Here is a 19,484-nt window from a genome sequence, read left to right as displayed (position 1 = left end):
GAGAGGGGGATTATTGCGGCAGTTCCTCAAGATTTTTGGCGGCCTCGGGGAGTCGGTCGGCGGCGTTGAGGAAGTGGGTGCGTGCCGAGTCGAAGTCGCCGCGCCTTACAGCCACCACCCCTCGGGCGTTCTCGGCCTGGGGCGAGTCGCCGGCACGGTCGAGCAGCAAGGCGGCGCGGTCGTAGTCGGCGGCGGCAATTGCCGCGACGGCGGCGTTAAGGTTGGCCACGGGCGAGTCGGGGTAATGCTCGAGGGCGATGCCTATCACGCGGTTGAACTCGGGGGAGCCTTCGGGGTAGAGGCGCGCCACTCGGAACATCTGGTTGAGCGACATCATCTCTGGGTCGGTGTCGATGATGCGGGCGAGCTGCTCGTCGGACATCGGCTTAAGACGTGTGGATATTGCAAACTTGGTGGCGCGCAGGCGCGGGAACCATTTGGGGAGAATCATGTCGCGGTAGAGTCGGGCAAAGCGCGGGTCGGTCTTGAGCGTGCGCTCCTTGGCGTCGTAGTCGGCCGGGCCGTAGGCGGGGGCGTCGATGAGCTCGAGGAGGTCGGCGCGCTGTCGGTCGGTCAGCTCGGGCGAGGCTACAACCATCTCGCGGAACTCGCCCCAGTTTTCTGGCACGGCGCTGTAGGTGCACTTCTCGGCGGGGAGGCTGAAGCGTTCGCCGATGTACTCGGCCAGTGCGCGCGAGCGGTTGGTGGCGAGGTAGTCGTTGTGGCTGTATGGCGACTCGGGCGATGCGTATCCGCATATGTCGATGCGTGCTATCTCGACGTTGGGGTCGGAGGTGGCGTAGCGTATCGAGTCGTATATTATGGAGAGCTGCTCGCGGTTGTCGATGCGCTGTCCGTTGCGGCACTTGTAGGGCTCGGGGTGGAGCTCTGTGCGGTCGACCTCAAACTGCACGCGGGCTTTCCCTTCGTGGATGGCTACGGGCAACTCGGTGACTTCGGGGGTGAGGTAGGCGTGGCGCATCACGGGTGTGAGCCCGAGGGGTATCTTCACAATCTCGCGTCCGGCGGGCACTCCGCATCCGCATGTGTCGTAGACGATGCTGAGGAATGCCTTTGGACCGTACATCCAGCGGCGCATGGGAGTAGTCTCGGCGTAGGGGTGCTGCTGGGGGCGTCCGTTGTGGCGCCATATCTCGGCCGACAGATTGTAGGAGTCGACAATCTCGCGGCGGAGCGAGCCGCGCTCGTAGGCGTAGTGCATGTTGCGTCCGTTGATGAGCACGGTTGGGAGGGCTACCCGCTGGGTGGAGTCGGCTGTGCCTCCGTTGATTACCGGAGTGACGTAGATCTGATGGTCGGCGCCGAGGTGGAGCGAGTCGAGCACAAGCTCCATGGCCACGCGCATGTCGGGGCCGGCGCGGTGGAAGTCGATGTTGCGTGTAATGCCTGTCGACGATGCCGCGGAGGCTGTGGCCGTAAGGATTGCGGCGGCCATCATGATATGTATAGAGTGTAGAAGTCGTTTCATAGCGTAGGCGGTAATCGTAGGGTTAGAAGAGGTAGAGGAATGATATGCCGAGCTTGGTGATGCCGAAGTAGTTGGTGCCGCCGTCGGCCAGGCGCGCGCCACACTCTCCGCAGGCATATTTGTCGTACCACACATGGGCGTATCCGACACCTACCTCGGCCTCGATGTTCCAGTGGCGCGACAGTATCCACTGGTATCCGTAGGTGGCGCCTGCGCCGAGAAAACTGCCCTGGTAGCGGTAGTCGCGCACTCCGCTGCGGAGGTTGTCGCCCCCGAAGAATGCGCCGGGCACGGGGATGTTCATGTTGGCGGCATTGAACTCGCCGCCAAGGGCGTGCACACCGAAGAAGTGGCCGTTAAAGCGCGAGCAGAGCCACCACCGGTACTCGGGCATGAGCACCCAGTGCTTGGCCTTGCGCTCTCCGCCGGAGAAGCTCCAGGGATTGAGTCCATACACGAGACTGACGGTAGAGCGGTAGCCCACCCCGTACTCCAATCCGAGATTGGGAGTGGTGGTGAGGTCGTACAACAGGTTGTTTTTTACTGCAAGCTGTGCCTCCGTAGCTATTGTCCCTGAAAAAAATAAGACAATCAGAATTATAGTACTTCGAAGAAATTTCCTCATCTCATACGCTTAATTTTCCACACCGTAAACAGCCCGGTGCCAACTTTTTCCATTACCAACTGTACCGGCCCGGAAATCCGGACCTGCTAAATGGAATGCAAAATTACTAACAACAATGAGTTTTACCCCCCCCATCCAAGTTAAATAATGTTAATTTAACATCCATTAATTCCAATTTGTGATTTTTAAGACACATATTTCGGTGCAATATTTGCCGGAAATCAAATGGAGCCGGAGGGTGCCTCCCTTGCAGTATTGTTCGGAAAAACGGCAGAAAACAAGAAAATTTCTATAAAAATGCATTTTGTTTAATCTTTTTATGGTTAAATCTTGTTCCGTAATGTAAAATCGAGTAATTTTGCAGGCCGATTCACTGACAACCGATATTAACCCGGCGCTGCAAGAACCCCGCGAGAGGTAGCCGAGCACCTGCCGCATTTTTCGATTTCAAAAGAAGATTCACAGTATTAAAGTTAGTCTATATTACAGTATTACAGTTACAAAGTATGAAAAGAATCGTTTTTTTTCTAACGGCGCTTTTCGCGTTTACCTTCGCAACGTTTGCGGCCAACCGCACGGTACAGGGTATCGTAGTAAGCGCTGAGGACGGAGAGCCTCTGGTAGGTGCCACCGTGATGGGTGTAGGCACGACCGACGGCACCGCCACCGACATTGACGGACAGTTCAGCCTGTCACTCCCCGAGACAGTCAACCACATCAAGGTGTCGTATGTAGGCATGCACACCCGCGAGCTCGCCATCGCCCCCACCGGCACCATGCGCATCGAGCTCACCAGCGCCAACCAGCTCGACGAGGTAATCGCCGTGGCCTACGGTACGGCCAAGCGCTCGACCTACACCGGCTCGGCCTCTGTGGTAAATGCATCGGACATCTCCGACCGCCTCGTGACCGACGTGACGTCGGTGCTCAAAGGCACAGTGTCGGGCGTACAGCTTCAGTCGACCACCGGCCAGCCCGGCGAAGAGCCCACAGTGCTCATCCGCGGCGTAGGCTCCATCAACGCCAAGACCACCCCGCTCTATGTAGTCGACGGCATACCCTACGACGGCGGCCTCAACTCAATCAACCCCCAGGACGTACAGTCGATATCCGTGCTTAAGGACGCCGCATCGGCAGCCCTCTACGGTGCGCGCGGCGCCAACGGTGTGATTCTCGTCACCACCAAGCGCGGCCAGGCCGGCCCCGCCAAGGTGACCCTCGAAGCCCGCTGGGGCGCCAACTCGCGCCAGGTGAGCGACTACGAGACTGTCGACGACATACCCACATACTACGGTCTATTCTACCGCTCGATACGCAACTACTACACCGCTGCCGGCGGCGAAGAGTTAGGCATGGAGTATGCCAACAACTACATGGACGCCCCCAGCGGCAACCGCAACGTGTTCGGCTACCAGATGTACACCATCCCCCAGGGCGAACACCTCTTCCTGGCCGACGGCACCATGAACCCCAACGCCATACTCGGCAACTTTGACCATAACCGCAACATCGGCCTCGTGCCCGACGACTGGAAGAAGGGAACATACCACAACGGATTCCGCCAGGAGTACAACCTCAGCGTGAGCGGAGGCAACGACCGCATGAACTACATGGTGAGCGCATCGTTCCTCGACGACCAGGGTGTAATCCAGGAGTCAGACTTCAAGCGCCTCACCACACGTGCCTCCGTAGAGTACCAGGCCAAGGACTGGCTCAAAATCGGCACCAACATGACCTACACCTACCAGGCTTCCAACAAGCCCTACGGACAGGATAAAGACGGATACTCAGGCAACGCCTCATATATCGCCAACTTCATCGGCCCGATGTACCCGATGTATCTGCGCGACGCCAACGGCAACTTCAAGCACGACCCGACCTCCAACCGTGTGCTCTACGACTACGGTATGAGCGGCCTCGACGGCATGCCCTTCTCGCGTACATTCATGTCGGGCGGCAACCCCACCGGCGAGCTCGTGTACAACAAGGAGGAATACCTCTACGACGTGTTCAACGGCAAATGGTTCGCACAGATCACCCCCACCCAGATTGAAGGCCTTACCCTCACCGGGTCGCTCGGATACTGGCTCGAGTGGCAGCGCTACAACTCCATGGGCAACAACCGCTACGGCCAGATGGCTATGTACGGCGGCAACGTGACCCAGCAGACCATCCGCAACCGCTCGATCAACCTCCAGTTCCTCGCCAACTACGCAAGGACATTCAACGATGTGCACAACATTGACGTGCTCCTCGGCTACGAAAGCTACGACCTCAACATGGCCGACATCTACGGCCGCGGCGAGACTATCTTCTCCAACGACAACTACACCCTGAGCAACGTAATCGACAACCTCGAGGTAGGCGGCACAATCGACACATACGCCACCCGCGGATACTTCGGCCGCGTCAACTACGACTACGACTCCAAGTACTTCGCCAGCGTAAGCTATCGCCGCGACGCCTCCTCACGATTCACACGCGAACACCGCTGGGGCAACTTCTGGAGCGTCAGCGCAGCTTGGGACCTCGCCAACGAATCGTTCATGGACAATGCCGAATGGATGGACATGTTCAAAATCAAGGCATCGTTCGGCCAGCAGGGCAACGACAACGTAGGCAACTACTATCCCTGGGCCGACCAGTATCAGGCTTCAGGCTCCAACGGCCTCTGGTCGGTAGGTCCGCTCTACTACAAAGGCAACCCCAACCTCACCTGGGAGACCTCCAACAGCTTCAACGTAGGCGTTGACTTCGCAATGTTCAACTCCCGCCTGCTCGGTACTCTCGAGTACTTCTCTCGCCAGACAAAGGACATGCTCTACTATCGTCCGACAGCATCGTCGCTCGGCTACGACAAGATACCCATGAACATCGGCTCGATGCGCAACAGCGGTCTTGAGCTCGACCTCACCTACCAGATTATCCGCAACAAGAATATCGACTGGACAGTAAGCGCCAACGTAACCTATATCCGCAACAAGGTGCTCAAGCTCGCTCCCGAACTCAACGGCACATGGATCAACGGCTCACGCATCTACAAGGAAGGCAAGTCGATGTATCAGATCTACACCGTCAAGTATGCCGGCGTCGACCCCGAGAACGGTAACGCACTCTACTGGGCTCGCCGCACCGACGGCACCGAAGAGAAGGTAAGCAACTGGTCGCTCGCCCGCAACGGCGACGCAGCCCAGGGATATGTAGAGAACCGTCAGGAGTCAGGCAACCTCCTGCCCCCCGTCTACGGCGGCGTATCTACCAACATCAAGGTCTACGGATTCGACTTCGGCATCAACTGCGGATTCCAGGCAGGCGGCAAGATGGTCGACTACAGCTACCAGCTGCTCATGTACGGCGCCAACAACAACGATGCCGGTATGGCCCTGCACAAGGATATCCTCAACGCATGGACTCCCGAAAACCGCAACACCGACGTGCCCGCACTCGCCTGGGCAGGCAATCAGGCCACATATGTAAATGCCCTGTCCGACCGCTGGCTCATCAGCAGCAACTACTTCACCATCAACAACATCACCGCCGGCTACACCCTTCCCAAGAAGGTTGCCGACAAGCTCTGCTGCTCGAATATCCGCGTATACTTCTCCGGCGACAACCTCTACCTCTGGAGCAAGCGCAAGGGTCTCGACCCCCGTCAGGGATATGCCACATCGCTCGCCGGCTCATACTCAGCTCTGCGTGCAGTGTCGGGAGGTGTGAAAATTGAGTTCTAATCACTCTAAGAAACTTCATGATGAAAAAGACTTTAAAATATATTGCCGGCTCACTCGCCGCAGTGATGCTGGCCGGGTGTAACGACCTCAATACCCTCCCGATGGGAGAATACTACACCGACGACCAGCGCAAGGATGCCATTGAAGAAAATCCCGACGCTATCGAGGGTGTGATGGCCGCCGTATATGCCAACTTCTACGCGTTCGAAAAGAATATCGACGATTTCCTCGCCGACTTCGGATATCCCGCTACAATGCTCTCGCTCGACAACCGCAGCCAGGACATGTCGATGATGATGAACTACGGATGGTTTGAGACAAGCGAACTTTATACCGACAACACCCCCACCAACCAGGAACTGACATGCACATGGGGTACGCTCTACCGTGTGGTCTACTCTTCCAACGACCTGCTGAAGATCCTCCCCGCCGACACCGAAAACGCCACTCTGCTCTGCTACAAGGCACAGGCTCTGTCGGCACGCGCATGGGCCTACCACATGCTGGTGCAGCTCTTCGCCACTCCCTACAGCGTCAATCCACAGGCTCCGGGTGTACCCGTGATAACCGACCTGAACGAAGATGAGGCTGTAGCCAACGGAACACCCCGCGGCACCGTGGCTCAGGTGTACACACAGATTATGTCGGACCTCGACGAGGCAATCGACATTTTCGACATGGGAGTATACACATCGCGCTTCGACAAGCGATTCATCGACCCCGCCGTGGCCCACGGTCTCCGCGCCCGCGCCAACCTCTGCCAGGGTCTTTATACCGAAGCTGCCGATGACGCCTCCATGGCGCTTCAGCTCACCGACGGTGCCAACTGCGGCGTAAATGTCGTAAACAAGCCCGCATTCAACAGCTTCACTCAGTCCGACTTCATGTGGGGCATACATATCTCCGAACAGGATGCACACGGCCTCTACACATTCGCCGGCATGATGGGTTCGCTCACCTACGGCTATGCCTACGCCGGACAGTGGCGCTGCATCAACGCCAAGCTCTGGGATATGATTCCCGAAGGCGACGTGCGCAAAGGCTGGTGGCAGGGCAATGAACCCGACCCCGACTGGCTGGACGAAGAAAAACCCGACAACAGCATCTACGTATATAAGTCGAATGTCGACAACTATACTCCCGACGGTTACGACCCCAGCGTGGCTCCATATGCCCCCTATGGTGTAGGCGTAATACTCGGTCTGCTCGACTGTCCTCCTTACGCAGTGGTCAAGTTCGCACCATATCAAGACTATCTGATTAACTCTACCGGAGCTACCGACATACCTCTGATGCGTACCGAAGAGATGGAGCTCATCATTGCCGAATGCCAGGCCCACACCGACTGGCAGACAGCCAAGACTACTGTGGAGAACTTCGTCAACACCTACCGCTGGACAGGCGACACCCCCTATGTATGCCCGGCCACATCGCAGGATGAAATGCTCGACGAGGTATGGTTCCAGCGCCGTATAGAGCTCTGGGGCGAGGGATTCAGCTACACCGACTGTCTCCGCCTGCAGAAAGGTATCGACCGCCGTGGCGGAGGATTCCCCGCCGAGGCCGTATTCAACATCGCGGCCAACGCTCCCATCCTCCTCTTCCCGATTCCCAACGCCGAGATGGAAGGCAACCATGCGATTACCGCAGCCAACCAGAATCCTTCGGGTGAAGTGATGGCCATCGTAGGCGCCGACGCCGAGGCCGACCCCTACTGGTACAAAGCTCGCAACTGATAATAAGACCGACTTAATACTCACCGGAGCGCCGTGTCATCCCGCATGACACGGCGCTCCCTGTATATAGCTTACAGGGGGGTATTGGCAGATGTACGAGTCATCGGGACATCATCATGTTTATGCCCGGCGTAGCCCGGCGACACGTCGCACTTCGGCTACTCTGAAAACTTTTTCGTAACTTTGCCGCCCTACACCCCTATCTTACTGAAACAATATGAAAATCGGTATAATCGTGGCAATGGGCAAGGAACTCGACCTGTTGCTCCCCCACATTGAAGGACACTCACAGACAGTGCTCCCCTCGGGCCAGACCCTCCACACCGGCACCATGGCCGGCGGACGCCATAGCGTGGCCGCCATGCAGAGCGGCATCGGAAAGGTCAATGCCGCCCTGGGCACCGCGGCCCTCGTCGACGCGTTCGGCCCCGAGCTCGTGATAAACACAGGTGTGGCCGGAGGCACCGGCTCCGACGCCAGAGTTATGGATGTGGTGGTGGGCGACCGTGTGGCCTACCACGACGTGTGGTGCGGACCCTGCGCCGAACGCGGACAGATACAGGGTATGCCCCGCTTTTTTGAAGGCGCCCCCGCTGTGCTCGGGCTTGAAGTTCTCGACAGCATAAGCCGCCTGCACCGCGGACTGATTGCCAGCGGCGACCAGTTTGTCGACAATGCCGCCGACCTGGCGAAAATTACCGCGCTATACCCCGACGTGAAGGCCGTCGACATGGAGAGCGCCGCCATGGCCCACACATGCCATAGCAAGGGTGTGCCCTTCGCCAGCATACGCGTGGTAAGCGACACCCCCGGCAAGGAGGAGGACAACACGGGCCAGTATCTCGACTTCTGGACCGACGCTCCCAAAGCCACATTCGCCACTCTGCAGACCCTCGTCAACGCATTGTAATATGAATAAGATTCCAAGTTTTACCGTCAATCATCTCACCCTGCGCAGAGGCATATATCTGTCGCGCCGCGATATGAGCCCCTCGGGCGATGCAATCACCACCTTCGACATCCGTATGACCGAGCCCAACCGCGAGCCGGCCATCGACGGAGCCGCTCTCCACGCCATCGAGCATCTCGCAGCCACATATCTGCGCAACAGCCCCTGGCAGTCCGACATTGTATACTGGGGCCCGATGGGATGCCGCACAGGCAACTACCTCGTGCTGCTCGGCGACCATACCCCGGCAGAAGTAAAAGAGATGATGCGTGCCACGATGGAGTTTATCGCCGGATTCGACGGAGAGATACCGGGTGCCACTCCGCGCGACTGCGGCAACTACTCTTACATGAATCTCGACGAGGCTCGCCGCCAGGCACGCCGCTTTCTCGACGAGGTAATCCACGACCCGCAGATGCCGACAGAGTATCCCGAATGAAGGACATAAAAGCCATACGGGGCCGATATTACATCCACGGACTGATACAGGAGGGGGAGCATGAGCACCAGGACTTCAAATTTGCCATCACCGACGCCCCCAAGATAGCCCACTCCATCAGCGCCTTCGCCAACAACGACGGAGGGCATCTGCTCATAGGCGTACGCGACAACGGCTCAGTGGCCGGAGTGCGCTCCGACGAGGATATCTACATGATAGAGCAGGCGGCCCTGATGTATTGCCGCCCGGCACAGAAGGTGGAAATAACCGCATTTGCCGTGGAGGCAGGAGCGATAGTGGTGCGTGCCCGGATACCCAAGGCTGAAAAACGTCCGGTCTACGCCCGCGACACCGACGGCTCATGGCGCGCCTACTTCAGGGTAAAGGATGAGAATATAGTAGCGCATCCGGTGATGCTCGCCGCATGGGAGCGGATGGCGCGCGGAGGCGACACCCTCTTCGCCCTGTCGCAGGCCGAGACGGCTCTGCTCACATATCTCGACGAATGGGGCATGACCACCGTCGACCGCTACATGACCGGCGCCCACATATCCCGCGCCACGGCCACAGATATCGTGGCCCGGCTGTATGCAATGGGCATAATCGATTTCTCGTATACAGGAAGCGAATTTGTAATCGTGCGAAAATAAGAGGTTGCTCTGAATCCTGGTGCTCAAGCAAAAAAGAAGTCCACGGCAAGACATCGCGACTCTCCGTGGACGTATAACTAACTTCGTATAATTATCCGTTAGCAAAGTTACGCACATCCTCCGTCGTGTGCCATACCATATTTTAGTGATTTTTCGTCCCGTATCCCTTGAGCCTGTCATCATAAATGATTACATACACCATACGGGTATGCCCGCAGGAGTGCCTTTACGCGACTGCGACGGTATCCAAAAACAGGCCATATTTTGCATTATTGTTGTTTTTGATTAACTTTGCGCAGTAACAGGCACTTTGATGTGTAATAATTGGAGATAAGCGTCCGTGTACCGGACAATCAGAATCGAAACAAAGTGCGATATTATTAAAAGAAAAGTAGCCATGACGACCGGTGTGACGGCCGATTGTGGCTGAGATACAATTAAGCCAAAATGAACCGTTTCAGCTATCGTAATCCCTTAGCATGGGTGGCATTTGTAATTGCCATTCTTACCGGTTGCAACACACCGAAAAATGTGACATATTTTCAAGATGCAAGTGCTCAATCTCACATGCAACGACGTGAACGTACAGCGCGCCGAGGACTTCATCAACACTCTGATATCGGCCTACAACGAGGACTGGGTACGCGACAAAAACCAGATAGCCACAGCGACATCACAGTTCATCAACGACCGCCTTGCCGTAATCGAGCAGGAACTCGGCCATGTCGACTCCGACATATCATCCTACAAATCCGAGCATCTGATTCCCGACCTCGCGCTGGTAAGCCAGATATACCTCGACCAGAGCCATGAAGCAGCCAACCAGGTGCTTGAGCTGAACAACCAGCTCTACATGGCGCGCTATATACGCACATTCCTTGCCGACGAGCGCAACAAAGGACAGTTGCTGCCCGCCAACTCAGGCCTCGGCAACTCAACGGTCGAGAAGCAGATAGCCGACTACAATACACTGATGCTGGAGCGCAACTCCCTGGCCTCAAACTCCTCGGAAAGCAACCCGCTCGTGGTCGACCGCGACAACTCGCTTGAGGCCTCGCGCAATGCCATAATATCATCTATTGACAATCAGATAAACGCACTCAATGCCCAGGTGCGCGCATTCCGCGGAAGCGAGTCGAAGAGCCGCAACCAGATTGCCTCCAACCCACAGCAGGCAAAATACCTGCTTTCGGTCGAGCGACAGCAGAAAGTAAAGGAGGCTCTCTATCTGTTCCTGCTTCAGAAGCGTGAAGAAAACGAGTTGTCGCAGGCATTCACCGCCTACAACACCCGCATCATCACTCCTCCTATGGGGCCCGTAGGACCCACATCGCCCGTGCGCCGCAACATACTCCTGATTGCCTTTGTGGCCGGCCTGGCCATACCCGCCGGGATACTCTTCACGATGGAAAGCCTCAACACCAAGGTGCGCGTGCGAAAAGATATAGAGAATATCACCGCACCATTCCTCGGCGAGCTCCCCATGTCGGGCAAAGTAAAGAAGAAAGGTATACGCGCCCGTCTGCTCTCCATGATTGGAATCAAGCCTAAGGCAGGCGATGTGGAGAGATATGAGATACTTGTAAAGGAAGGCTCGCGCAACATCGTCAACGAGGCATTCCGCGTGATACGCTCCAACCTCGAATTCATCATCGGAAAGAACACCGACCACAAGGTAATAATGCTTACATCAATGAATCCGGGCTCGGGGAAGACATTCATAACCTCCAACCTCGCCGCATCATTCGCCATAAAGGGGAAGAAGGTATGCATAGTCGATCTTGACCTTCGGAAGACCACGATAAGCAAATATGTGGGCTCACCAAGAGCAGGTGTCTCGGGGTATCTCAACGGAGAGATTGCCGACTGGCACAAGATACTCATGCCTGTAGGCAAGACCCACAACCTGTCGATGCTGCCGGGCGGAAGCATACCTCCCAACCCCTCCGAACTGTTGTACTCGCCCAATATGAGCCGCCTTATCGACGAGTTGCGCAAGGAGTTCGACCTGGTGTTCATCGACTGTCCGCCTACCGACATGGTCGCCGACACGAGCATCATCACCCCGATGGCCGACCTTACGATATTCGTAATGCGCTCAGGTGTGCTTGACCGCCGTCTTGTGCCCGCTATCCAGGGATTCTATACCGACAAGAAGTTCAACAACATGACCATCCTGCTCAACGGCATACCCTCAAAAGTAAACGGATACGGCTATGGATACGGTTACGGGTATGGTTACGGATACGGCTACGGGTACGGACATGGAAAAGAGGATGCATGACCGCGCCTTACAGCATGACACAATTCACCGACATAACACCGACACACATATATGTGGCCATTCTCACCATCTACAACCACTCTTGCCTGCTCGGGGCTGCTTGAGGGAGCTACCGACTGGCACTCCCACATACTCCCCGGAGTCGACGACGGAATAAAGACCATCGACGAGACCTTCGACACCCTCCGCACGATGAAAGAGGCGGGAGTGGCGAGGGTATATCTCACTCCGCATATCATGGAGGATGTGCCCAACACTCCATGCGCTCTCCGTCAGCACTTCGAACGGTTGTGTGAGTCCACGGCCGACGTCGCCGACATGCCCGAACTTGCCCTTGGCGCTGAAAACATGCTTGACACCGTATTCTCTGGCCGGCTAACGGAACGCGACTTAATCCCCATATCCGCCCGTACCCCCGGACATGCCGACACTCTGCTCGTGGAGACATCCTTCGCCAACCCGCCCATGGGGCTGTATGAAATACTCTCCGACACCTTAAAGGCCGGCTACTTTCCGATGCTCGCCCACCCCGAGCGCTATCTGTATATGTCGGAATCCGACTATACAAGGCTCAGGAGAGAGGGTGTAATGCTCCAACTCAATCTCCCGTCAATAGCCGGATTCTACGGACCGCAGGTAAAGCAACGCGCCATCCATCTGCTGAAAAAGGGCATGTACGACTTCACCGGCAGCGACACGCACTCACTGAAATGGTACCGCCGGCTGCTTGAGGCACCCATACCGCGCTCGCTCGTAAAGCACCTCGCGCCCATAATGAGCCCCCGATAGCATGTATCCCCGGAAAACGCATCAACGGCCCGACAGCGAATCGCTGTCGGGCCGTTGACGTATCGTTGAGAATCTGTATCAGTCGATAATATCGAAGCCAGTGTACTTGCGCAGACACTCGGGCACGATGATTCCTTCGGGGGTCTGGTTGTTCTCAAGCAGCGCGGCCATGATACGCGGCAGGGCGAGAGCCGAACCGTTGAGAGTGTGGCACAGGCGGGTCTTCTTATCGTCGCCACGGTAGCGGCACTTCAGGCGATTGGCCTGGTAGGTCTCGAAGTTGGATACCGACGATACCTCGAGCCAGCGCTTCTGGGCAGCCGAATACACCTCGAAGTCAAATGTGATGGCCGAGGTAAACGACATGTCGCCCCCGCAGAGGCGGAGTATATGCCAGGGGAGACCGAGCTTCTCAAGCAGACCCTGCACGTGGGCTTTCATCTCCTCAAGAGCGGCATATGAATCCTCGGGCTTCTCGATGCGCACGATTTCCACCTTGTCAAACTGATGCAGGCGGTTGAGACCGCGCACATCCTTGCCGTAGCTGCCTGCCTCGCGGCGCCAGCATGCCGAGAAAGCGCAGTTCTTTACCGGGAGCTTGTCGGCGGGGAGTATCACGTCGCGATAGAGGTTGGTCACAGGCACTTCAGCCGTAGGAATAAGGTAGAGATTATCTTCGTTGACGTAGTACATCTGGCCCTCCTTGTCGGGGAGCTGTCCAGTACCGTAGCCTGAAGCCTCGTTTACTACAAACGGGGGTTCCACCTCGAGATATCCGGCCTTGCCTGCCTCGTCGAGGAAGAACTGTATGAGGGCACGCTGCAGACGCGCTCCCTTGCCGAGATATACCGGGAAACCGGCGCCGGTAATCTTCACACCGAGGTCGAAGTCGATTATGTTGTACTTCTTGGCCAGATCCCAGTGGGGCATAGCGTCGGCGGGGAGTTCGGGGATTACTCCACCGGTGGCCTCCACCACATTGTCGTCGGCGGTCTTACCTTCGGGCACCATGTCGCAAGGCACGTTGGGCACTGTAAGCAGTATATCGCGGATACGTGTCTCGGTGCGTGCGAGCTCGTCGGCGATGGCCTTCTGCTCGTCCTTGAGAACGGCAACGGCTTTCTTGGCCTCCTCGGCCTCATCCTTCTTGCCGGCCTTCATGAGCTGACCGATAGATGCGGCGAGGCGGTTGAGCTCGGCCGCCTTGGTATCATTGCTGAGCTGCGACTGACGACGCATGGTGTCGAGCTCGAGTATTTCGTTGATGGCGGCTGTGCCGTCGAAACCCTTTACCGCGAGACGGGCTATAATACGCTCGGGGGCTTCCTTAATCTGTTGTATTGTAAGCATGATGTGTGGTTTTTACGAATGCGGGTATGTGAGTATCGGCGAGGGAGAATCTCAGGCGAGAAGTTCCTTTACCTTGGCCGAGATGGCGCGGCCGTCGGCACGTCCGGCGAGAGCCTTCGAAGCCACGCCCATTACTTTGCCCATCTCCTTGGCCGATGTGGCGCCGGTCTGCTCGATTATTTTCTTGAGCTCGGCGGTGAGTTCTTCGTCGGAGAGCTGCTTCGGCAGATATTCCTCTATCACGGCAGCCTGAGCCAACTCCTCCTGAGCCAGCTCGGGGCGGCTTTGCTGAGTGTAGATTTCGGCGCTCTCCTTGCGCTGCTTCACCATCTTTACGAGCACCTTTGTAGCGGTCTCGTCGGTCAGGGTGCCGTCGGAACCCTTGGCTGTCTTTGCCTCAAGGAATTCCTTCTTAATACCGCGCAGAGCCTCAAGGCGCGCATGGTCGCGCGCAAGCATCGCCGACTTTATGTCAGCATTGACTTTCTCAAACAAGTCCATAGTGAAATGTATATATTTTTGACCTACAAATTTACTCACATTTCCTGTAAATACCGTCATAAGGCTGTTTAAAATCTCAGTTTTTTTATGTAGGTTTGCAGTATGCAACCTATATTTCTTATCGGATACATGGGGAGCGGCAAGTCGACCGTAGGGTGCCATCTTGCCGCCATCACCGGTCTGCGGTTTATCGATCTCGACAACTATATCGAGAGCCGCTACCATGCCACAGTGCGCGAACTGTTCGACCGCCACGGAGAGGAGGGATTCCGCCTGCGCGAGCAGGCCATGCTTCATGAGGCAGGCGAGTTTGAGGATGTGATAATAGCCTGCGGAGGAGGCACTCCATGCTTTTTCGACAATATGGAGTGGATGAACGCCCACGGCACCACCGTGCTGCTCGACGTAGACATCGACCGTCTGCACGAGCGTCTGCTGCGCGGACGCCACAAGCGCCCTCTGATAGCCTCGAAGAGCGACGACGAGCTGCGCCGGTTCATCGTCGAAGCCCTGGCCGCGCGCATGCCACACTACGAGAAAGCCGACCGGCGGTTCAAGGCCGACCGTCTCGACAACGAACAGGAGAAGGCCGTCACAGCGCGCCGCTTCGCCGAATTCCTTCAACTCCCTACCATAACAGACAGCCATGACTGACCCTTCGGAATATTTCACCCCCGACCCACAGCCCGCAGCCTCGGCCACAATGCGGCGCCGGCTGTCGATAGGCCTCCCCGCCACAGCAGGAGACCGCGAAAAGCGCTTTTCTCTCACCCCGGAGGCTGTAGGGGTGCTCACCGACCGCGGATATGAGGTGAGAATCGAATCGGGGGCCTCCGCCACCATACACTACGCCGACAACGACTACATGCGCCAGGGAGCGTGTGTGACATCGCGCGGCGAATCCCTTCAGGCCGATATAGTAATAACCCTCGGGGCATTGTCTCCGGCCGACCTGCGAGCCATGAAGCGCGGCGCGATGCTGCTCACCATGCTGTCGAGCGTGACATCGGATTGCGACATCCTGCGCGAGCTTATGAGGCGCAACATCGTGGCCCTCGCCATCGACCTCATCGGTGACCCCGAAGGGCACACCCCGTTTGCCGACATTCTCAACGAAATCAATGGCCGAGCTGCGATAGCGATAGCCTCGTCGATGCTTGCGTCGCCCGACCATGGCAAGGGGATACTGCTCGGTGGAGTGGCCGGCATAATACCCTGCGAGGTGCTGATACTGGGCGCGGGCATAGCGGGACGCGCCGCCGCCGCGTCGGCCCTGGGTCTGGGCGCCTCGGTAAGGATGCTCGACAATGATGTGTACCGCCTGCGTCGCGCTGCCGAGCTGCCGGGATGCTGTGTGGCCACATCGGTGATGCATCCACGGGTGCTTGAGAACGCACTGCGCACAGCCGACGTGATTATAAACACTCCGATGGATCGGCCCTGCACCATCGACTCCCACCAGGTCGACCTCATGAAGCGTGGGGTAATCATAATGAATCTCGCCCGGAGCGAGGACGGCCCTCTGAGCCACGCCATACCGGAAATCGACATCACAGCCACCGACACGCTGCGGGCCGTGCCACGCGGAACACGCGTATGCTATACCGGACCGGGTAATGCCGTGCCACGTACGGCAGCTATGGCACTCAGCAACACGTTCCTGTGGCTGCTGAGAGATATCATCGGATGTGACGGCGCCGTCAACACTGTGAAGATGCTCCCCGGAGTGCAGCGGGCCGTTGTCACCTTCCTCGGCAAGCCTGTCAACCGTCGGGCCGCGGAGAAAGCCGGCATGCGGGCCATCGACATAACCCTGCTGCTGAGTTGCAGCTGACCTTCAACGACCCGAGTGATGACACGACATGACAATAACCGGTAATAAGACAAACCTATGGCAAGAAAATTTTATGTAGTATGGGAAGGCCGTGCACCGGGCATCTACGACTCCTGGGAGGAGGCGCAGGCGCAGGTCGAGGGATTTCCCGGGGCAAAATACAAGAGCTTTACGTCGCAGACCGCCGCCACCGAGGCATTTCGCAACGACGGGGGCGACGAGCTCTACGCCCTGCGGGCCATGGCCGCACACCGCCAGCCCGAGATTATCAACTATGAGGCGTTCCCCGAGATACGTCTCGACGCCATCGCGGTCGACGCCGCATGTGCCGGCAATCCGGGCGTGATGGAGTACCGTGGAGTAGTGGTAGGCACCGGCGAGGAGCTGTTCCACTATGGCCCGGTGGCCGACGGCACCAACAATGTAGGCGAATTCCTGGCCCTGGTCCACGCCCTGGCCCTCTGCGAGCAGAAGGGATGGGTGCGCACCATCTACTCCGACAGCCGTACGGCCCAGGCATGGCTGCGCAACCGCAAGACTCGCACTTCGCTCGCCCCTACCCCACGCAATGCCGCCCTGCTCGCCACCCTGCAGCGCGCCGAGCGCTGGGTGCAGACCCACACTTCGCGTTGCACCGTGGTAAAGTGGGACACCGAAAAGTGGGGAGAAATCCCCGCCGACTTCGGCCGCAAGTGATACACTCCGGCCCGAGGGGTCGCCGGTGAAAAATATACCTCGTTGAATATCCGTTTACTTTATATGCCCCAACACAGTATCATCATCTACAGTTTGTTGCTCCTTTTTGCCATGGCCTGCTCCACATCGGGCCGTGTCGACACCATGCTGCTTGAGGCCGAGAGTCTGATGATGGAACATCCCGACTCGGCTCTCGACATTCTCGACAGCATAAGCCCCACGGAATTAGGCTCCGACCGTCAGCGCGCTGACTATGCCTTGCTGCTGACGCAGGCGCGCGACAAGAATTTCCGGTTTGAGACCGACGACTCGCTCATATCGACCTCCGTAGCCTACTTCGACGAGCATCCCGAGCCGAGGAAGCGCACGCTCGCCCATATGTACCGAGGCATACTCAATCTCTATCGCGGCAACCTCACCGTGGCCATAAAGGAGGCGCTCACGGCTCTCGACCTCGCCGACCGACTTAATGATGACTATATTTTCGCCAAGACCCACGAGCTTATCGCCGATATATACGTGGCTGCATACAACTTCGACAAGGCAATAACCCACCGACGCCTTGCCGCCGACTACTACCTCCGCGCCGACAAGCCCCTCAACAACCAGTATGCACTCGTGGATTTGGCATCTGCATTCAACCGTATTGACAAACCAAACACCACAATTGCGATGCTGGACAGTCTTTCAATTGAAATAGCCGACTCAACTTTCCTTGGATTCTACCATGCGACATACATGAAGCCTCTGCTGAAACTGAAGCGGTACAATTCGGCGCGCCACCATTCCTCCCTCGCAGAGCAATTCTGGGGGAATGAAACAGCAGAGTTACAGAACCGACCTTACACATCATATATGTATACACTCCTAAACCGACTCGACAGCGCAAACTACTATCTACAATTGGAACGGAAATACAACCCCCGTTGGGATAACACGGAAGAGTATCATTGGGCCCAATCAACCCTACTTATTAAAAAACATGACTATGAGAATGCTGTGGCCGAACTTGAGAAGATGTGGACAATCCATGATAAAGACATAAAGGAGGTCCTTAAAAACAATGTGGCCTTTGCCGAAAGCGACTTCCATTACAATAAGTCGGTCGCCGAACATGAAAAAGCCGACAGATACCATGCCCTTACATTGCTGCTTATTGCGATAATAGTGTTAATATGTTTCGGTTTTTTCATCTTTTATCGTGAACGCATGAAACGTAAACGTCTTGAACTTGAAAACAAGATGCTGGAGGCTCGCGAACTCACATCTCGCCTTCTCTCTTTGGAAAATAATGCTGCGGCGCTAAAATCCATCGCTGCAGAGAAGGATATACGCCTGCGTGAGCAAACCATACTTGTAAACCAATTGTTCCGGGATAGATATAAGGTTTTGAACAATTTAAGCAACGAATATTTTGAAAAGCGCGATTCCGATGCTACGCGCCTAACCATAATAAAGGATGTTGAAAACGAAATTGCCAAAATCAAACACGACGACTATCTCGATCAACTAAAGGAAATTGTAGATCAATGCCGCGACAATATTCTCACGCGCATGCAGGAACAGATGCCACGATTCAAGGAAAATGATATCACTTTCTGCGCTCTCATACTCGCAGGATTTTCGCCTCGCGCGATATGCCTGATTATGGATATGAAGCATGGCAATTATTACAACAAATGGACGCGCCTAAGAGCACGCATTGCTGATTCTGCCGCCCCCGACAAAGAGTTTTTCCTCACCGCATTAAACAACAAGCTATAAATCAGCACCTTACCCCCCCCCCTAGCTCGAATATGTATATAATCGGTTGATTTTCAACAAATTATACAAGCAGTTGGCGGTGATAAAAACATCGAGTTTTTATCACCGCCAACTGCTTGTATATAAACTTATTACATAGACATCTTTTATAAAGTGATAAATATTTCCGAGATTAAAAATAGTATATTCCCGCATACCTATCTCTAACTTTGTGGTGACACAAAACCTATTCATCACACAAATAAAACATCAATGAAACTTAAAATTTTACTTTCACTCGTGCTCCTCTTTTCGGCATCGACAATGATATTTGCCGAGGAGCACAAGCCTCCGGATAGCAAACATGTTGAACTCGATTATTTACGTAAGCGTCCGAAGGACACTACTCCGGAAGAAGTCAATGCGACATGCTACTACATCAACGGCAATCTTCACATTGAGTTCATCACACCTGAAGGCAAAGCCACCGCTACAATCACACACATGGATAACGGCGACGCCATCTCCCGTACATTCCTGACATTCTCTCCCACCACAATCACCATAGGTACAGCCCCAGGCATCTATGAAATCTTAATCGATACCACCTCCGGCGGCAAATACCTTGGCTACCTTACTCTTGAATAACATCGTTAATTTAATTCAAT

At 56.0% G+C, this 19,484-nt stretch carries 16 protein-coding genes; 12 read left to right on the top strand and 4 right to left on the bottom strand.

Features of this window, described 5'->3' with window-relative positions; genetic code table 11:
- Positions 1–10: 10 nt before the first annotated feature.
- Positions 11–1,489 (bottom strand): DUF3868 domain-containing protein, encoded by a 1,479-nt coding sequence (locus ADH68_RS06335; RefSeq protein WP_161953093.1) that lies wholly within the window; start codon positions 1,487–1,489, stop codon positions 11–13.
- Between the two features lie 22 nt (positions 1,490–1,511).
- A complete protein-coding gene (locus ADH68_RS06330; protein ID WP_068961542.1) occupies positions 1,512–2,114 on the bottom strand; it encodes a DUF3575 domain-containing protein in 603 nt (200 codons plus the stop codon).
- A 506-nt stretch (positions 2,115–2,620) separates the two neighbouring features.
- Between ADH68_RS06330 and ADH68_RS06325 the strand changes: the two genes are divergently transcribed.
- The 7 genes from ADH68_RS06325 (at position 2,621) to ADH68_RS06295 (ending at position 12,692) form a co-directional block, all read left to right on the top strand.
- Positions 2,621–5,845: a SusC/RagA family TonB-linked outer membrane protein gene (locus ADH68_RS06325; protein WP_084274119.1), complete on the top strand. Its 3,225-nt coding sequence runs from the start codon at positions 2,621–2,623 to the stop codon at positions 5,843–5,845.
- Between the two features lie 17 nt (positions 5,846–5,862).
- Complete coding sequence (locus ADH68_RS06320) at positions 5,863–7,581, top strand: RagB/SusD family nutrient uptake outer membrane protein (protein ID WP_068961543.1); 1,719 nt, start codon at positions 5,863–5,865, stop codon at positions 7,579–7,581.
- 217 nt (positions 7,582–7,798) lie between these two features.
- Positions 7,799–8,491, top strand: coding sequence for a 5'-methylthioadenosine/adenosylhomocysteine nucleosidase (locus ADH68_RS06315; RefSeq protein ID WP_068961544.1), 693 nt, complete (start codon positions 7,799–7,801; stop codon positions 8,489–8,491).
- Between the two features lies 1 nt (position 8,492).
- The gene (locus ADH68_RS06310; protein WP_068961545.1) at positions 8,493–8,969 is read left to right on the top strand and encodes an S-ribosylhomocysteine lyase; all 477 of its coding nucleotides are present in this window, start codon (positions 8,493–8,495) and stop codon (positions 8,967–8,969) included.
- Entirely contained in the window at positions 8,966–9,619 is a 654-nt protein-coding gene (locus ADH68_RS06305; RefSeq protein ID WP_068961546.1) for an AlbA family DNA-binding domain-containing protein, read from the top strand. The genes ADH68_RS06310 and ADH68_RS06305 overlap by 4 nt, the downstream gene beginning before the upstream one ends.
- A 547-nt stretch (positions 9,620–10,166) precedes the next feature.
- Positions 10,167–11,903, top strand: coding sequence for a GumC family protein (locus ADH68_RS06300; protein ID WP_068961547.1), 1,737 nt, complete (start codon positions 10,167–10,169; stop codon positions 11,901–11,903).
- Between the two features lie 51 nt (positions 11,904–11,954).
- A complete protein-coding gene (locus tag ADH68_RS06295) occupies positions 11,955–12,692 on the top strand; it encodes a tyrosine-protein phosphatase (protein ID WP_068961548.1) in 738 nt (245 codons plus the stop codon).
- Positions 12,693–12,770: 78 nt separating this feature from the next.
- On the opposite strand, the gene serS is transcribed toward ADH68_RS06295, so the two are convergent.
- The gene (gene serS / locus ADH68_RS06290) at positions 12,771–14,042 is read right to left on the bottom strand and encodes a serine--tRNA ligase (protein ID WP_068961549.1); all 1,272 of its coding nucleotides are present in this window, start codon (positions 14,040–14,042) and stop codon (positions 12,771–12,773) included.
- A 51-nt stretch (positions 14,043–14,093) separates the two neighbouring features.
- Positions 14,094–14,543, bottom strand: a complete 450-nt coding sequence (locus tag ADH68_RS06285; RefSeq protein ID WP_068961550.1) for a GatB/YqeY domain-containing protein — start codon at positions 14,541–14,543, stop codon at positions 14,094–14,096.
- A 102-nt stretch (positions 14,544–14,645) separates the two neighbouring features.
- On the opposite strand from ADH68_RS06285, the gene ADH68_RS06280 reads away from it, so the two are divergent.
- The 5 genes from ADH68_RS06280 to ADH68_RS06260 all read left to right on the top strand — a co-directional run bounded on the left by ADH68_RS06280 (position 14,646) and on the right by ADH68_RS06260 (position 19,464).
- Positions 14,646–15,197, top strand: coding sequence for a shikimate kinase (locus ADH68_RS06280; protein WP_068961551.1), 552 nt, complete (start codon positions 14,646–14,648; stop codon positions 15,195–15,197).
- Complete coding sequence (locus tag ADH68_RS06275) at positions 15,190–16,377, top strand: alanine dehydrogenase (RefSeq protein ID WP_068961552.1); 1,188 nt, start codon at positions 15,190–15,192, stop codon at positions 16,375–16,377. Before ADH68_RS06280 ends, ADH68_RS06275 begins: the two co-directional genes overlap by 8 nt.
- Positions 16,378–16,434: 57 nt before the next feature.
- Complete coding sequence (locus ADH68_RS06270; RefSeq protein WP_068961553.1) at positions 16,435–17,073, top strand: ribonuclease H1 domain-containing protein; 639 nt, start codon at positions 16,435–16,437, stop codon at positions 17,071–17,073.
- A gap of 63 nt (positions 17,074–17,136) precedes the next feature.
- Entirely contained in the window at positions 17,137–18,837 is a 1,701-nt protein-coding gene (locus ADH68_RS06265; protein WP_133165727.1) for a hypothetical protein, read from the top strand.
- A 252-nt stretch (positions 18,838–19,089) separates the two neighbouring features.
- Positions 19,090–19,464, top strand: coding sequence for a hypothetical protein (locus ADH68_RS06260; RefSeq protein WP_133165728.1), 375 nt, complete (start codon positions 19,090–19,092; stop codon positions 19,462–19,464).
- Positions 19,465–19,484 lie beyond the last annotated feature (20 nt).

Source organism: Muribaculum intestinale (assembly GCF_002201515.1).
Classification (GTDB): domain Bacteria; phylum Bacteroidota; class Bacteroidia; order Bacteroidales; family Muribaculaceae; genus Muribaculum; species Muribaculum intestinale.
Note: the sequence above shows the minus strand (reverse complement) of the source record. Positions and strands in the feature narration are given on the sequence as shown.

Bases quoted from the DNA above. Each gene is read 5' to 3' on its own strand.
- ADH68_RS06335 (WP_161953093.1), bottom strand. From the start codon at position 1,489: ATGAAACGACTTCTACACTCTATACATATCATGATGGCCGCCGCAATC.
- ADH68_RS06330 (WP_068961542.1), bottom strand. From the start codon at position 2,114: ATGAGGAAATTTCTTCGAAGTACTATAATTCTGATTGTCTTATTTTTT.
- ADH68_RS06325 (WP_084274119.1), top strand. From the start codon at position 2,621: ATGAAAAGAATCGTTTTTTTTCTAACGGCGCTTTTCGCGTTTACCTTC.
- ADH68_RS06320 (WP_068961543.1), top strand. From the start codon at position 5,863: ATGATGAAAAAGACTTTAAAATATATTGCCGGCTCACTCGCCGCAGTG.
- ADH68_RS06315 (WP_068961544.1), top strand. From the start codon at position 7,799: ATGAAAATCGGTATAATCGTGGCAATGGGCAAGGAACTCGACCTGTTG.
- ADH68_RS06310 (WP_068961545.1), top strand. From the start codon at position 8,493: ATGAATAAGATTCCAAGTTTTACCGTCAATCATCTCACCCTGCGCAGA.
- ADH68_RS06305 (WP_068961546.1), top strand. From the start codon at position 8,966: ATGAAGGACATAAAAGCCATACGGGGCCGATATTACATCCACGGACTG.
- ADH68_RS06300 (WP_068961547.1), top strand. From the start codon at position 10,167: ATGCAAGTGCTCAATCTCACATGCAACGACGTGAACGTACAGCGCGCC.
- ADH68_RS06295 (WP_068961548.1), top strand. From the start codon at position 11,955: ATGTGGCCATTCTCACCATCTACAACCACTCTTGCCTGCTCGGGGCTG.
- serS (WP_068961549.1), bottom strand. From the start codon at position 14,042: ATGCTTACAATACAACAGATTAAGGAAGCCCCCGAGCGTATTATAGCC.
- ADH68_RS06285 (WP_068961550.1), bottom strand. From the start codon at position 14,543: ATGGACTTGTTTGAGAAAGTCAATGCTGACATAAAGTCGGCGATGCTT.
- ADH68_RS06280 (WP_068961551.1), top strand. From the start codon at position 14,646: ATGCAACCTATATTTCTTATCGGATACATGGGGAGCGGCAAGTCGACC.
- ADH68_RS06275 (WP_068961552.1), top strand. From the start codon at position 15,190: ATGACTGACCCTTCGGAATATTTCACCCCCGACCCACAGCCCGCAGCC.
- ADH68_RS06270 (WP_068961553.1), top strand. From the start codon at position 16,435: ATGGCAAGAAAATTTTATGTAGTATGGGAAGGCCGTGCACCGGGCATC.
- ADH68_RS06265 (WP_133165727.1), top strand. From the start codon at position 17,137: ATGCCCCAACACAGTATCATCATCTACAGTTTGTTGCTCCTTTTTGCC.
- ADH68_RS06260 (WP_133165728.1), top strand. From the start codon at position 19,090: ATGAAACTTAAAATTTTACTTTCACTCGTGCTCCTCTTTTCGGCATCG.